We start from the raw sequence: 13,769 nt of genomic DNA on the forward strand, positions 1-13,769 counted from the left end.
TTAAACCGCTTGGAATTGGGGCGGCTCGAAACCTGGCTTGTCGATTGGGGTGAAGAATGACTTCACCTTCCGACTGGACACGGATTCAAGCGTGGCGCAGTTCCACTGCGGATTCCGGTCCTTGTCGATGATCTGGGCACGGACGCCTTCGGCAAAGTCGGGGTCGCGCTGGAAATGTGCGGACATCCAAAAATCGTTGGTCAGGGTTTCTTCGACCGTGGCACCGCCGTTGAGGTTTAGCGAGTATTCGGTGACCTTTAGGCCGAGTGGTGAGTTGCGGCGGATTCGCTTCAGAGCATCGGCGGCCCAGTGCTCAGCGCCTTTGTCTGATGCAAGGTCTTCCAGGCGTTTAAGGATATCCTCGATGGTCGGTGCAGAGTAGACGTCCACCATTTCGTCGCGATTTACGCCAAATCCTTGCCCGATTTCTTCTGCGTACTTGGCGATATCATCAACACCGTTTTCGGCCAGTGCATTGATGAGTTTTTCAATCTGTTCCTTTGGGACGTAATAATCGGCGAAACCAGTATCGATGGCTTCTGCAGGACCAACGTGGCCAGCGGTGTATGCGAGGTGGCGGCCTAAGTTATCTGGAGCATTGGCGAGCAAGCGAGAACCGCCGACGTCCGGAGAAAAACCGATGTTTACTTCCGGCATTCCTACGCGGGTGTCGTCCGTTACCACCCGATGAGAGCAATGCCCGGCGATGCCGATTCCACCGCCCAAGACTATGCCGTTCATGATGGCTACGGTTGGCTTCGTGTACCGCGAAATCAGATAATCGAGCTGGTATTCTTCTCGCCAGAATTCAACTCCTTCCGTGCCGTCTTCCAACGCGTCTCGATATAACATGGCGATGTCTCCGCCTGCGCAGAGCCCTCGGTCACCGGCGCCTTTAAAGATAACGAGCTGCACGGAATCCTCGTGCTCCCAGTCTTTAAGGACCCTTGTTAGCTCAAGCACCATTTCCAGGTTTAGCGCGTTGATAGCCTTCGGTCGATTCAGGGTGAGGATGCCAGCTTTGCCCTGAATTTCAGAAATAATTTGGTCAGTCATTAAGTACTCCTTGAAACCTAGATTTCTAGTTGCTCAAAAGCAGGGCCTCGCCTTGGCCACCGCCTCCGCATAGACCCAAGGCCGCCTTGCGGGCGTTGCCGTTGGCAATTTGATGAGCGGCGTGGACTACAAGGCGTGCTCCGGAGGCGCCGATAGGGTGTCCAAGGGCAATAGCTCCGCCGCAAGTATTGACGTCTTCGATATCCCTTCCGAGTTGGCGAACGGAACCAATAACTACGGAAGCGAATGCCTCATTGATCTCGATGAGGTCCAGATCCTTTGCGGTCCAGCCTTCTCTTGCCAGTGCGGCTTCGATGGCCTGCGCGGGCTTGGTCTGCAGGGACATATCGGGGCCAGCTATCTGTCCCGGCGAACGTAGTGTTGCAAGGATTGTGAGGCCTTTTTCCTTTGCATGCGCTCGGGTGGTGAGCACCACTGCGGCCGCACCGTCGGTAATTGGCGATGAATTTCCTGCTGTAATTGATCCGTCTTGTGAAAAAGCGGGCCGCAACTTGCTCAGCGATTGCACTGTTACGCCTTCGCGAATTCCTTCATCCGCCTCGACCGTGACGAGTCCGGTGCGTTTTTCGATTTCAATCGGCGCGATCTCTCTGCCAAACACGCCCGATTCTCTCGCTTTGTTGGCGCGCTGGTGGGACAGTGCTGCCACGTGGTCCTGTTCTTGCCTTGTAGCGGGGTACGTGTCTGCGTATTCCTCTGTGAGCGCCCCCATTGAGGCGCCGGTATCTGCTGCGCGCAGACCGTCGTATTCCATATGATCCGTGACGGAAAACGCGCCGAATTTTGTACCTTTGCGTGACTGAGGGAGAAGATGTGGCGCATTGGTCATTGATTCCATGCCACCTGCGACAACGATGTTCGCCTCGCCGGAGCGGATGAGGCGTGCGGAATCGATGACCGCGGTGAGGCCAGATAGGCAAACCTTGTTAACGGTGTTGGTATGGGCGGTTAGTGAAATGCCGCCCTTGATTGCTGCCTGTTTGGTGGGGTTTTGCCCTGCGCCGGCTTGGAGTACCTGGCCGAACACTACTGCGTCAACCTCCTCGCCGCTGATCCCGGCGTCGGAGAGGGCAGCTTTGATGGCATAACCACCGAGGTCAGTGGCCTCGAGGCTGGAGAGCCCGCCAAGAAGCTTCGTAAATGGAGTGCGCTTAGCGCCAACGATGACGATGTCTTCTGGTCTTTGTTGGTTTGTCATGGGCAGATTCAACCAACCTTTCATTAACAGTAGGCCCTACAAGCCTCAGTAGATTTGGCAGTACGATTTATTCTTAAACCGTACATGTAAAGTGTGTCCCACGCCACCCTTTTGGACTTGTTGATGGTACAAGTTCCCTGCGGCACGGCGTGGGGCTGGGATGGTGACGCTATACCTGCCGGACATCCGGGGTTATTTCGAGCAAGCGCTAGCGGCGTTGCGGAAGCCGGGACAACTCTTTTGTTAAAACTTTCTGCGTCTTTCCTTGCCAGCTGGTCCATCGCAGAAGTAGTGATCCGTGCGAAATGATATGCGGGGAAGGGGGAGGCTGGAGAGGAGATAGCCGGGGCAGTTCTAAGTGCGAGCGTGGTGACTTTATGCCGGTGTGGTGACGCAGTGCTGTCACGCCTTTGAAACCCCGGTCGCTTCGAGAGATAGGAAAACCGCCCGACTCCCTGCATTTTCAGGTAGTGGGCGGTCTACTTCTTGAGCTGCTTGCGAGAATCGAACTCGCGACCTTTTCATTACGAGTGAAATGCTCTACCGACTGAGCTAAAGCAGCGCGCTAATAAGCTAGCACCTTCGAATCTTAGCCTAGGAGCCCGCGTGCGGGAAATTGGCAGCTAACGGGCCTTACAGGCCAGGCGCAGGCGGCCTATCATGCCATCAAAGGCGATGGTAGGCGTCACGGAGACGCCAATGTGCTCGCGGCAGGTGGTGATGGCGTCCTGGCAGGCTACAAGCCCCTCCTCGCTGATGTGGGACGCCAGCTCGCCGGCCAGGCCGCTAAAGTCCGGGTGGGTCAGCTCCACCTCGGCGCCCACCTTGAGCATGAGCGCATCGCGGTAAATCCCGGCCAGGTCCACCAGCGTTAGGTCAATCAGGTCCCGCAGGCGCCGAGTGGCGCGCTTTTTCTGCAGCGCCTGTAGTTCTTTGACGGCGGTGTTGACCTCGCGCTGGGACTTGGCCGCGCCCTTGCCCTTTCCGCCTGCGCCGAAGGCGGCTTCAAGCTTGGCCACCTCCGCGGCGTCGTTCCCGGCGTGCTCCTCCTTGGACTCCTTGTCCAGCACCTTGAGCAGCGCGGAGGTGGATTGGAAGGCCTGGGAGCCGTGGAAGATGTCCTCGGCCAGGTTGATGGACATGGCGCGGCGTTTCTGCACGCCCTCGTCGAATACCAGCCGGCGCGCGCGTCCCACATGGCGCAGGGAGGTCACGGCCGCCAGCTTCGCATGTTCTTCCGACGCCCCCTCCGCCACCAGCTGCCCCACAATCGCCTCCACGGAAGGCGCGGGTACGTAGAGGTGGCGGCAGCGCGAGCGCAGCGTCTGGGAAAAATCCTCGGGATCGGCCGACGGCGCACACATCACCATCACCGTGGACGCGGTGGGCTCTTCGACGGTTTTGAGGAGGGCGTTGGCGGCGCCGTCGGTCAAGCGATCTGCGTTGTCGAAAACAATGACGCGCCACCGGGCGACGGTGGGACGCGACGCTGCCTGGGCGATGATGTCACGCACGGTGTCCACCGCGATGGACAGCTCCTGCGGCTGGATAAAGACCAGATCGGTGTGCTGGCGGTTCTCCAGCACGGCGCGGCAGGAGGCGCAATGCCCGCACCCCGGCTCCCCGTCCGGGGACTCGCACATGAGCGCCGCGGCGAAATCCAGCGCGGCCATGGAGCGCCCGGAACCCGGTGGGCCGGTAAACAGCCAGGAGTGGCTCATGGCGCGCGGATCGGAGCCGGGCAGCCCACGCGCCGCGCGAGCTGCGGCCAAAATGGTATCCCGCACGGACGGGGTATCGGCAAGACGCTGAGCCACAGATCCTTTGTTCACTTGGCCCATCCTACTGGGGTTTACCGGCTGCGTGCTAAAGGGGACGGAGATGGATAAAGTAGAAAACCATGAATAGACTACTGCGCGGATTCACGTGGCTGATGGGCACCAACTGGCCCGTGTATGCGGCCGCCATCGTGGGCGTGAATACCATCGGCGCGGTAGCCGTCATGTCCTTCGTGCGCTGGTTGTTGCCGATCGCCGAAATCCGCGAATTCACCTCTGACATCCCGCACCTGTGGGCGGTGGGCGTGGCGTACGTGGTCTTCGCCGTCATCGCGGGCAGCCTGGTGACCGTGCGCCTGTTTAGGCCAATTTTGGATTGGCAGCGCAACCCGGACGCCCATGACCCCATCATGATCCGCAACCTGGTGCTGCGCATCCCCTTCTACCAAGCCGCGGTGGCGGCCCTGGTGTGGGCCATTGGCATCATCATTGCCGTGGTGGTGGCGGGCCGGGATTCGGGGCTATTGGCCCTGGTGGTGGGCCTATCTACCACCCTGATGGGGATGATGGTGGTGTTGTTGACCTACCTGGTTTCCGGCCGCATGGTGCGCCCCATCGCCTCCCGGGCGCTGGCGCGGCGCTCGGAGGATTCCACCCTTGAGGCGCCGATTCGCACCCGCCTCATTATCACGTGGCTGGTGAGCACCGGCGTCCCGCTCGTCGGCGTGCTGCTTTTGCTGCTGGGCAGGTCCCTGCAGATCTTCGACAACCGCGCCGGTGACCTCATCCCCGCGGTGACCGCGCTGGTGCTCACGGCCATGATTACGGGCCTGGTGGGCACGTTCTACGCCACGTCCTCCGTGGTGGATCCCATCCACGAGCTGCAGGACGCCATCAACCGGGTGCGCCGCGGCGAATCCGGCGTGGAGGTTGACATCTATGACGGCTCTGAAATGGGCGTGCTCCAGGCGGGCTTTAATGAGATGATGCGCGGCCTGCGTGAGCGCCAGCGCGTCAGTGACATCTTCGGCCGCTACGTGGGCGCCGAGGTGGCCCAGCGCGCCCTAGAAGAACGCCCGCAGCTGGGCGGTGAGGACCGCAAGGTGGCCGTGCTGTTCATTGACGTCATTGGTTCCACGACATTCGCCGTGGCGCACACGCCGGAAGAAGTGGTGGAAGAGCTCAATAAGTTCTTCGACAAAGTGGTATCCGTGGTCCACCGGAATAAGGGCATCATCAACAAGTTCCAGGGCGATGCGGCTTTGGCGGTTTTCGGCGCCCCCGTCAATGTGCCTGACTCCACGTCCATGGCGCTCCAGGCGGCGCGTGAGATGCGGCAGGAGCTGCGTGGCCTGCGCCTCCAGGCCGGTATCGGCGTGGCGGCGGGACACGTGGTTGCCGGACACATCGGCGGCAGTGACCGTTTCGAGTACACCGTGATTGGTGACGCGGTCAATGAGGCCGCGCGCCTAACGGAGCTGGCCAAGGACACCCCGGGCCAGGTGCTTACAAATTCCTCCACGCTGCGCGGCGCAAACGAGGCGGAACAAGCCCGCTGGACGCTCATGAAGTCCATCGAGTTGCGTGGGCGTCGACGCATGACGCAACTGGCTCGCCCCATCCGCCCGACGCTCGCTGACCGCTCCTAAAGTCCCGCCAGTACGCGCCCGGCGGGCCCATTTTTTGGGGGTGGCTTTGTTCTGTAGCCCGCGGGTTGCCGGGGCCGTGGGGGCTGTGGGGGCCATGGGGGCCTGCCCCTTGGCGCGCTATCGGTGCCAATTTTCATTAGCGGCGAGGAAGTGAAAATGTGGGTAGGCTCTGGGCATGACGAATCAGACTGTGAAAGCAATTGTGTCCCTTGCCAAGGGCGAGCCGGTGGAAGCCGTTAACATCGTGATTCCGGAGCCGGGCCCTAATGACGTAGTGGTCAAGATCCAGGCCTGCGGCGTGTGCCATACGGATCTGGCCTACCGCGACGGCGACATTGAAGACGCGTACCCATTCCTCTTGGGCCATGAGGCCGCGGGCATCGTGGAGACCGTGGGTGAGCGGGTAACCCACGTCGAGGAGGGGGACTTTGTTGTCCTCAACTGGCGTGCCGTCTGCGGCGATTGCCGCGCCTGCAAGAAGGGAGAGCCAAAGTATTGCTTCAACACCTTCAACGCTTCGAAGAAGATGACTCTGGAGGACGGCACGGAGCTGACCCCCGCCCTGGGTATCGGCGCCTTCGCGGAGAAGACCCTGGTCCACGAGGGCCAGTGCACCAAGGTTGACCCCGAAGCCGACCCAGCCGCCGCGGGCCTCCTGGGCTGTGGCGTCATGGCCGGTCTGGGCGCCGCGGTCAACACCGCGGAGATCAAGCGAGGCGAGTCCGCGGTGGTCTTCGGCTGCGGCGGCGTGGGCATGGCGGCCATCGCCGGAGCCAATCTGGCCGGCGCATCCAAGGTGATCGCCGTGGACGTCGATGATTCCAAGCTGGAAAAATCCCGCGAATTCGGCGCCACCCACACCATCAACTCGAAGGAACTGAGCCACGATGAGCTGGTCGCCGCGGTGCAAGACCTTACCGATGGTTTTGGCACCGATGTCGCCATCGACGCAGTGGGCATCCCGGCGACCGCGCAGGCCGCCTTCTACGCGCGTGACCTGGCCGGCCGCATGGTCATGGTCGGTGTGCCTGACCAGACCAGCCGCTTTGACATCCCCGCGGCTGACTTCTTCAGCCACGGCGGTTCCTTAAAGTCCTCCTGGTACGGTGACTGCCTGCCGGAGCGCGACTTCCCGATGTACATCGACCTGGCAAACCAGGGCCGCTTCCCGCTGGACAAGTTCGTCTCCGAGCGCATTGGCCTCGAGGATGTAGAGCAGGCCTTTGAGACCATGAAGTCCGGCAAGGTCCTGCGTTCCGTGGTGGAAATCTAGCGGTCCGGAATATAGGGAGTAGTGCTTATGAAGATCGACAAGATTGTCACCTCGGGAAAGTTCTGCCTGGATGGCGGGGAATGGGATGTGGACAATAACGTCTACATCATCGGCGGCGCGGATGGCGTCTACGTGGTGGATCCTTCCCATGACTTGGACGCCGTGGAAGAGGCCGTGGCCGGCCGGCCGGTTCGCGGGGTGCTGTTGACCCACGCGCACAATGATCATTGTGAGCTGGCGCCGGCGGCGTCGGAACGCTTTGATTGCCCGGTGTACTTGCACCCCGACGATGACATGCTGTGGCGCGAATCCAACGGCGACGCGCCCTACGAGACTCTGGCCGATAACCAGCAGTTCGAGGTCTCCGGACAGAAACTCGCCGTGTTCCACACGCCGGGCCACACCCCGGGCTGCGTGGTCTTCCACCTGCCGTCCGAGGACATCCTGCTTAGCGGCGATACCCTCTTCAACGGCGGGCCGGGCGCAACGGGGCGCAAGTATTCCGATTTCGATGTGATTATCGAGTCCCTGCGCAACGTGGTCTTCCACCTTCCGCGCGAGACCAAGGTGCTTCCGGGGCACGGCGATGAGACCACCATCGGCGCGGAGGCCGCCCGCATCGATGAATACATCGCCCGCGGGTACTAGCCCGCCGTAAATCCGCCCTTAAGCCCCGGCGGCCTATCGCCGGCCGGCCCCCGCCAATAACCGCAAATGACTGGTTGTAAACGACTGACATCGACCCCAGCGGCTCGGAGTTTCCGAGGATTCCGCGATAAAACGGCGATGTGGGTTGTTTGCGACCAGTCATTTGCATTTGGCCGTCCCTTTTAAGACAGTGACCGGTCACGGAGTTATCCACAGATTTGGTTTAGCGAGGCCCAATTGCTGGACTAAAAGCCTTTTAAGTCCCAATGTCGAGTCATGGACAATCGACAATTACAAAAATACGCATCAGGAAAGCTCGTGGACCTTCGCAAGATAGCGACCAACGACGAGCGAAAACACAGGCATCTTTACAGTGGATATCTCAGGCGGCTGTCCCCGGCATTCGGAATCTATAAGCCGGATTATGACGCCTTGAGCTTTAACGACAGGGAGCGTCTGCGGTTGCTGGCCCACAGTCAGGGACTTCCGAGTTCGATACTCGTTCTGAATTCCGCCGCGCGCTGGCACGGGCTGTGGGTTATAGGAGACGACGCGATAGAGGCCACCACCCGAAACGGGAAACTGCCGCTGAGGAACCGGTGGTATGGAAGACGGTATTACTCAATCCTCTTGCGCAGGGAGCATTGGGGACAGTATTTCGGAGTCAGGTGCACGAATCCCGCGAGGACGTGCATTGACATTGCTCGGATACATGGGTTCCGGGCGGGCCTCGTAGCAATGGATAGCTTCCTGGCGCGGGGACACAACATCCATAAACTCCGTTCAACGCTCTCCAACGTGGGCAGGCTCAAAGGAATCGCCACGGCTCGGCGGTGTGTGAACCTCGCGATTTCCAACTCCGGTTCGCCGTGGGAATCGGTAGTTCGCGCGGACTTGCTGGATTGCGGGATAGCTATGGAGGTCGAAGCGCAGAAGAAGATCCTCAACTACTACGCCGATATCTGCATTGACGGGTGGCTTGTCGTGGAGGTAGACGGCAATGTGAAGTATGACGGGACTTTCGGCGACCCAACGAGCGCTATCGTCGATGAACGCCGTAGGGAGAAGGAAATAACCAACGCCGGGTACCGCGTCTTGAGGCTATCGCCCCAGCAGTTAGCATCGCCCGACGCACTTATTGAAATGGTCAGGCGCGAGTTGAGCTTTGGTCCCCTGCGGCGAAGGCCCGCGGTCTAAAGGTGCGAGGCGGAGCGTCCGCTAGGAAAACAACCGCCCGCAAACGACCTACACCGACGTTTTCGGCCCAAATAAGGCACAAGCTTCACCTAGCTGACCGTGGTGTAGGTCGTTTGCGGGCAGTCATTTGCGGGAATCGAGCACCCCCAGCCCCAGCACCAGGCCCCGCCCCAGCCCCGCCTAGTCCTCGCGTGCCGCTGTGCGCAGGTACGCGCCGTAACCGGATTTGTCGAGCTCCTCGGCCAGTTGGACCAAGGCCTCGCGGGAGATGAACCCCTCGCGATAGGCGGCAACCTCCGGGGAACCGATGACCGCGCCGGTGCGCTTCTGGAGCACCTCGATGTATGCGGAAGCCTCGGACATGGAGTCCACGGTGCCGGTGTCTAACCACACGTCGCCGCGCTGCAAGCGCTTGACCGCCAGCTTCCCGCGGCGCAGGTATTCCTCGTTGACGGCGGTAATCTCTAGCTCGCCGCGCGCGGAAGGGGCGATCCCCCGCGCGATGTCCGCCACGGAGTTGTCATAGAAGTACAAGCCCACCACGGCGAAATTGGACCGTGGCTCAGACGGCTTTTCCTCGATGGACAAGGCATTGCCGCCCGCATCGAACTCCACGACGCCGTAGCGTTGGGGGTCGGAAACCTCGTAGGCAAAGATGGTGCCGCCGTCCGGATTCCGGCATTCGGCAAGCGCGGTGGAAAACCCGTGGCCGTCGAAGATGTTGTCACCCAGCACCAGCGCCACGGAGTCATCACCAATGAAATCCTCGCCGATGATGAAGGCCTGGGCCAAGCCCTCGGGCCGCGGCTGCACGGCGTAGGAGAGCATGATGCCTAGGTGTGAGCCGTCGCCCAGGAGGCGCTCGAACGCCGTCCGGTCTTCTGGGGTGGTGATAATCAAGATCTCCCGGATGCCAGCCTGGATCAGCGTGGACAGCGGGTAGTAGATCATTGGCTTGTCATATACCGGCATGAGCTGCTTGGATATGCCCTTGGTGATGGGGTACAGCCGCGTGCCGGAGCCGCCGGCGAGGATGATGCCTTTCATAAGTTTCTAGCCTAATGCCAAGTACAGCGCCACGGCGGCGCGCCAGTTCATTGGGGTAAATCCGGTGGCCTCGATCTTCGAAAGGTCCAGTGTGGATTCCGCCGGGCGGTCCGCCTCGGGCCCGGCAATCTCGCGATACTGCTGCGTGGTCACGGGGTGCACGCCCGCGGGATCTTTCCCGACGGCAATAAACGCCGCCATCGCTATCTCATCGCGCCCCACCGCGTCACCGCCCGAGGTCACGTTGTATACCCCGTACTCCGCACCGGTCTCGAGGAGGTGTTTGATGGCCTTGGCCAGATCCTCGGCGTAGGTGGGGCGCCCGCGCTGGTCGTGGATGACCCGCGGCTCCACGTCCTTGGCGGCCAGGTCCGCCATGGTGCGGATGAAGTTCTTGCCCTCGCCGAAGACCCAGGCGGTGCGGATGACATAGTGCTTGGGCGTGGTCTGCGCGGCCGTGTCGCCGGCCGCCTTGGACGCACCGTAAAGGCTTAGCGGGGACGGGATTTCCTCCTCGGTGTGCAGCTCGCGGGTGCCGTCAAAGATGTAATCGGAGCTGACGTGCACGAGCGTGAGGTTGTGCTCGGAGGCGATCGTGGCGAGCTTCGCCGGGGCGGAAGCGTTGACGGCCCACGCCTCGGCCCGGCGCTCCTCGGCGCCGTTAACATCGTTGAACGCCGCACAATTGATGATCGCCTGGTACTGGGCCCAGTCCCGCGCCGGCGGGTTGGTGATATCGAATTCCGCGCGCGTGCAGTATTCCACGTGCGCCGCGTCGCCGTAGACCGCCTTGAGTGCGCGCCCAAGCTGACCGTTTGCGCCCGTTACCAGGATCTTACGCGGCGGCACCGGCACGGCGTCCGCCAGCTGTGGGTGGTGCTTATCCTTTTCGGAAACCTCGGTGGGCTCGAGCGGCCAGTCAATCATGTCGAGGTTCACAAAGCTATAGGCCGCGTCCGGAGACCAATGCGCGTTGACCAGGTAGGTGTAGGTGGTGTTGTCCTCCAGAGCCTGGAAGCCATTGGCCACGCCCCGCGGCACGAACACGGCCGTGGCCGCATCGATGCGGTGGGTGTAGGTGTGCCCGTACGTGGGGGAGCCCTCGCGCAGGTCACACCACGCGCCCATCACGGAACCGGTGGCTACGGAGATGTACTTATCCCAGGGCTCGGCGTGCAGCCCGCGGGTTACCCCGCGCTCGGCGTTGAAGGAAATATTGTTTTGCACCGGGCCGAAGTCCGGTAGCCCCTGCTCCAGCTGCTTGGAGCGCTGCCAATTCTCCTTGAACCAACCACGCTCATCCCCGTGAACGTCGAGGTCAAAGATCTTTAAGCCGTCAATCATCACTGGCCCCTTTCCGCGTACTGCGCTTCGACCGCCTTCTTGAGCGGTTCCCACCACGCGCGGTGGGCCGTGTACCACTCGATGGTCTGCTCCAGTCCCCGCCGCATGCCCGTCTGATTATCCGTGTATACCGGCGCCCAGTCCAGTTCCCGGCGCAGCTTCGCCGAATCCATCGCGTAGCGCTGGTCGTGGCCCGGGCGGTCGGCGACGTGCTCAAATTCGCCGCCCATCAGCTCGCAGATGAGCTCTATTACCTGGAGGTTGGAGACATGGTCATTGTCGGCACCGATGTTATACGTCTCACCCAGGGCCCCGCGCTCGAGAATCGCTAGGACGGCGGCGTTGTGGTCATCGACGTGGATCCAGTCCCGCACCTGCGCGCCGGTGCCGTAGAGCTTGGCCGGCAGGCCGCTTAAGATATTGGTGACCTGGCGCGGGATGAATTTCTCGATGTGCTGGTAGGGGCCGTAGTTGTTGGAGCAATTGGAAATCGTGGCGGCCAGGCCAAAGCTGCGTATCCACGCGCGGACTAGGTGGTCGGACCCGGCCTTGGATGCCGAATACGGCGAGGACGGCGCGTATGGGGTTTGTTCCGTAAAACGTGCGGGATCGTCGAGGGCTAGATCGCCGAAGACTTCGTCGGTGGAGATGTGGTGGAAACGCTTGTCGTGCTTGCGCGCGGCCTCCAACAGCGTAAACGTGCCCACCAGATTGGTGTCTATGAATGGGCGCGGATTGGACAGCGAATTGTCATTGTGGCTCTCCGCGGCGAAATGCACCACCACATCCGCCGCGGCCACCAACCGGTCTACGAGGTCAGAATCGCAAATATCGCCCTCCACGAGGCGCGCGTCCGTTCCCTCCAGGTTCGCGGGGTTGCCCGCGTAGGTGAGCTTGTCTAGGACGGTGATCTCCCATGAGGGCCGTTCGCGGCGCAGCAGGTGGACGAAATTGGCGCCGATGAAGCCGGCGCCGCCCGTAACAAGGAGTTTTTGGGGAGAGCTCATGGGAATCTAGTTTAGCGCCGCGCCGGGCGGGGGAGCCCCTGGGCTTGATAGACAAAGCTGTACATTAAAGTCTTGTAAAAATAGACGGATAGGTCTAATGTGGTGCCTCCGGAAATAATTCTCACTACATCAACGGAGTCCACATGATACTTAGCGGTCTGGCGCTCGGCGCCGTCCTCGGAATCGTCATGCAGCGCGGGCGGTTTTGCGTCACCGGCTTTTTGCGGGATATCTTCCTGCTCAAAAGCTGGCGCACCTTCACCGCGCTGCTTATCGTCATCTCGGTCCACGCGGTTGGACTAACCGCGCTGAGCAGCGCCGGTGTCATTAGCCCCGAGGTCAGCAATTTTGCGCCGGTCGCGGTGATAGTGGGCGGTTTCCTCTTCGGCATCGGCATCGTGTGGGCCGGCGGCTGCGCGTCCGGCACCTGGTACCGCACCGGCGAGGGCCTGGTAGGTTCCTGGTTCGCGCTGATCTTTTACGCGCTGTTCGCCGCGGCCATGAAGTACGGCTTCCTCAACCGCTTGGATGAGTCCGTCAAATCCTTCAGGGTTGAGGCCACCACCATCCCGGAAACCTTGGGCGTGTCCCCATGGATCTTTACCATCGCGCTTAGCGCTCTGACCGCGTACCTGACCTGGCATTACATGTCCAAGGAAAAGCGCGCCGGGCTCAAGGTGGCAAACCTCGGCAAGAAGGGCCTTGCCAAGCCGCTCCACGTCTACACTGCCGCCGTGCTGGTGGGCCTGCTGGGCGTGGCGGCGTGGCCGTTGTCCGCGGCTACCGGCCGCAACTCCGGCCTGGGAATTACCACCCCGTCCGCTGACATAGCCAGCTTCCTTACCACCGGCGAGCCGGAGCGCATCAACTGGGGCGTCATGTTGGTATTGGGCATCCTGATCGGTTCGTTCATCGCGGCAAAAACGACCGGCGAGTTCCGCATCCGCATTCCTGACGCCACCCAGACCGTCCGCTCCATCGGCGGCGGCGCGCTCATGGGAATCGGCGCGGCGCTGGCCGGCGGCTGCACCGTGGGCAATGGCATGGTCCAAACCTCCCTGTTTAGCTACCAGGGCTGGGTCTCCTTGCTGTTTATGGCGCTGGGCGTGGGTTTCGCGGCCAAGATCTGGCTCAAGCCTTCCCGTGGTTCCCAGCCTGCCTCCGCGCCCGACGCCGCCCCTCAGGACCAGCCGCTTAACACCGCCGCTAGCCCGGTGATCCAGGCCGCCCCGTCCCTCGGCGGAACCGCGGTGGCAACCCTGCCGCAGGTAGACCTGGGGCTAAAAGTCGCGCGCAAGCCTGGCCTGACCCAGCTGGAGCAGGGCAGGTACCACCTGGATTCCATGGGCGCGGTGTGCCCGTTCCCGCTGATTGAGGCCAAGGATGCCCTCGAGCAGCTCGAGGTGGGCGATGAACTCACCATCGAGTTTGACTGCACGCAGGGCACGGAGACCATCCCGCGCTGGGCCGCCGATAACGGCCACGAGGTGGTTGATTTTCAAGAGACCGGCGACGCGGGCTGGATAATCTCCATAGTCAAGCGTTAAAGCA

The 13,769-nt window shown here is 61.6% G+C and carries 11 protein-coding genes and 1 tRNA gene; 5 read left to right on the forward strand and 7 right to left on the reverse strand.

Annotation, left to right across the window (positions count from 1 at the left end):
- From CENDO_RS01270 to CENDO_RS01285, 4 genes are all read right to left on the reverse strand, one after another.
- Positions 1 to 1,056 (reverse strand): enoyl-CoA hydratase/isomerase family protein, encoded by a 1,056-nt coding sequence (locus CENDO_RS01270; RefSeq protein WP_136140418.1) that lies wholly within the window; start codon positions 1,054 to 1,056, stop codon positions 1 to 3.
- A 25-nt stretch (positions 1,057 to 1,081) separates the two neighbouring features.
- Positions 1,082 to 2,275 carry an acetyl-CoA C-acyltransferase gene (locus CENDO_RS01275; RefSeq protein WP_136140419.1) on the reverse strand — a complete coding sequence of 398 codons (1,194 nt, stop codon included), beginning with the start codon at positions 2,273 to 2,275 and terminating at the stop codon, positions 1,082 to 1,084.
- A gap of 489 nt (positions 2,276 to 2,764) precedes the next feature.
- Positions 2,765 to 2,837 (reverse strand) — tRNA-Thr (locus CENDO_RS01280).
- Between the two features lie 61 nt (positions 2,838 to 2,898).
- The gene (locus CENDO_RS01285) at positions 2,899 to 4,116 is read right to left on the reverse strand and encodes a DNA polymerase III subunit delta' (RefSeq protein WP_136140420.1); all 1,218 of its coding nucleotides are present in this window, start codon (positions 4,114 to 4,116) and stop codon (positions 2,899 to 2,901) included.
- A gap of 59 nt (positions 4,117 to 4,175) precedes the next feature.
- On the opposite strand from CENDO_RS01285, the gene CENDO_RS01290 reads away from it, so the two are divergent.
- The 4 genes from CENDO_RS01290 (at position 4,176) to CENDO_RS01305 (ending at position 8,820) form a co-directional block, all read left to right on the forward strand.
- Positions 4,176 to 5,702: an adenylate/guanylate cyclase domain-containing protein gene (locus tag CENDO_RS01290; RefSeq protein ID WP_136140421.1), complete on the forward strand. Its 1,527-nt coding sequence runs from the start codon at positions 4,176 to 4,178 to the stop codon at positions 5,700 to 5,702.
- Positions 5,703 to 5,877: 175 nt separating this feature from the next.
- Positions 5,878 to 6,975 (forward strand): S-(hydroxymethyl)mycothiol dehydrogenase, encoded by a 1,098-nt coding sequence (locus CENDO_RS01295; RefSeq protein ID WP_136140422.1) that lies wholly within the window; start codon positions 5,878 to 5,880, stop codon positions 6,973 to 6,975.
- Positions 6,976 to 7,002: 27 nt separating this feature from the next.
- Positions 7,003 to 7,623: an MBL fold metallo-hydrolase gene (locus CENDO_RS01300; RefSeq protein ID WP_136140423.1), complete on the forward strand. Its 621-nt coding sequence runs from the start codon at positions 7,003 to 7,005 to the stop codon at positions 7,621 to 7,623.
- Positions 7,624 to 7,899: 276 nt separating this feature from the next.
- Positions 7,900 to 8,820 carry a DUF559 domain-containing protein gene (locus CENDO_RS01305; protein WP_136140424.1) on the forward strand — a complete coding sequence of 307 codons (921 nt, stop codon included), beginning with the start codon at positions 7,900 to 7,902 and terminating at the stop codon, positions 8,818 to 8,820.
- 180 nt (positions 8,821 to 9,000) lie between these two features.
- On the opposite strand, the gene rfbA is transcribed toward CENDO_RS01305, so the two are convergent.
- Genes rfbA through rfbB form a run of 3 tightly spaced genes read right to left on the reverse strand, consistent with a single transcriptional unit; the run spans position 9,001 to position 12,218 of the window.
- The gene (gene rfbA / locus CENDO_RS01310; protein WP_136140425.1) at positions 9,001 to 9,867 is read right to left on the reverse strand and encodes a glucose-1-phosphate thymidylyltransferase RfbA; all 867 of its coding nucleotides are present in this window, start codon (positions 9,865 to 9,867) and stop codon (positions 9,001 to 9,003) included.
- Positions 9,868 to 9,873: 6 nt separating this feature from the next.
- A complete protein-coding gene (locus CENDO_RS01315) occupies positions 9,874 to 11,211 on the reverse strand; it encodes a sugar nucleotide-binding protein (protein WP_136140426.1) in 1,338 nt (445 codons plus the stop codon).
- Complete coding sequence (rfbB, locus tag CENDO_RS01320) at positions 11,211 to 12,218, reverse strand: dTDP-glucose 4,6-dehydratase (protein WP_136140427.1); 1,008 nt, start codon at positions 12,216 to 12,218, stop codon at positions 11,211 to 11,213. Before rfbB ends, CENDO_RS01315 begins: the two co-directional genes overlap by 1 nt.
- 143 nt (positions 12,219 to 12,361) lie before the next feature.
- Between rfbB and CENDO_RS01325 the strand changes: the two genes are divergently transcribed.
- Positions 12,362 to 13,765, forward strand: coding sequence for a YeeE/YedE thiosulfate transporter family protein (locus CENDO_RS01325; protein ID WP_136140428.1), 1,404 nt, complete (start codon positions 12,362 to 12,364; stop codon positions 13,763 to 13,765).
- The last annotated feature ends 4 nt before the right edge of the window (positions 13,766 to 13,769 follow it).

The organism is Corynebacterium endometrii (genome assembly GCF_004795735.1).
In the GTDB taxonomy this organism is placed as follows: domain Bacteria; phylum Actinomycetota; class Actinomycetes; order Mycobacteriales; family Mycobacteriaceae; genus Corynebacterium; species Corynebacterium endometrii.

Bases quoted from the DNA above. Each gene is read 5' to 3' on its own strand.
- CENDO_RS01300 (WP_136140423.1), top strand. From the start codon at position 7,003: ATGAAGATCGACAAGATTGTCACCTCGGGAAAGTTCTGCCTGGATGGC.
- CENDO_RS01295 (WP_136140422.1), top strand. From the start codon at position 5,878: ATGACGAATCAGACTGTGAAAGCAATTGTGTCCCTTGCCAAGGGCGAG.
- CENDO_RS01275 (WP_136140419.1), bottom strand. From the start codon at position 2,275: ATGACAAACCAACAAAGACCAGAAGACATCGTCATCGTTGGCGCTAAG.
- CENDO_RS01315 (WP_136140426.1), bottom strand. From the start codon at position 11,211: ATGATTGACGGCTTAAAGATCTTTGACCTCGACGTTCACGGGGATGAG.
- rfbB (WP_136140427.1), bottom strand. From the start codon at position 12,218: ATGAGCTCTCCCCAAAAACTCCTTGTTACGGGCGGCGCCGGCTTCATC.
- CENDO_RS01290 (WP_136140421.1), top strand. From the start codon at position 4,176: ATGAATAGACTACTGCGCGGATTCACGTGGCTGATGGGCACCAACTGG.
- CENDO_RS01305 (WP_136140424.1), top strand. From the start codon at position 7,900: ATGGACAATCGACAATTACAAAAATACGCATCAGGAAAGCTCGTGGAC.
- CENDO_RS01325 (WP_136140428.1), top strand. From the start codon at position 12,362: ATGATACTTAGCGGTCTGGCGCTCGGCGCCGTCCTCGGAATCGTCATG.
- CENDO_RS01285 (WP_136140420.1), bottom strand. From the start codon at position 4,116: ATGGGCCAAGTGAACAAAGGATCTGTGGCTCAGCGTCTTGCCGATACC.
- rfbA (WP_136140425.1), bottom strand. From the start codon at position 9,867: ATGAAAGGCATCATCCTCGCCGGCGGCTCCGGCACGCGGCTGTACCCC.
- CENDO_RS01270 (WP_136140418.1), bottom strand. From the start codon at position 1,056: ATGACTGACCAAATTATTTCTGAAATTCAGGGCAAAGCTGGCATCCTC.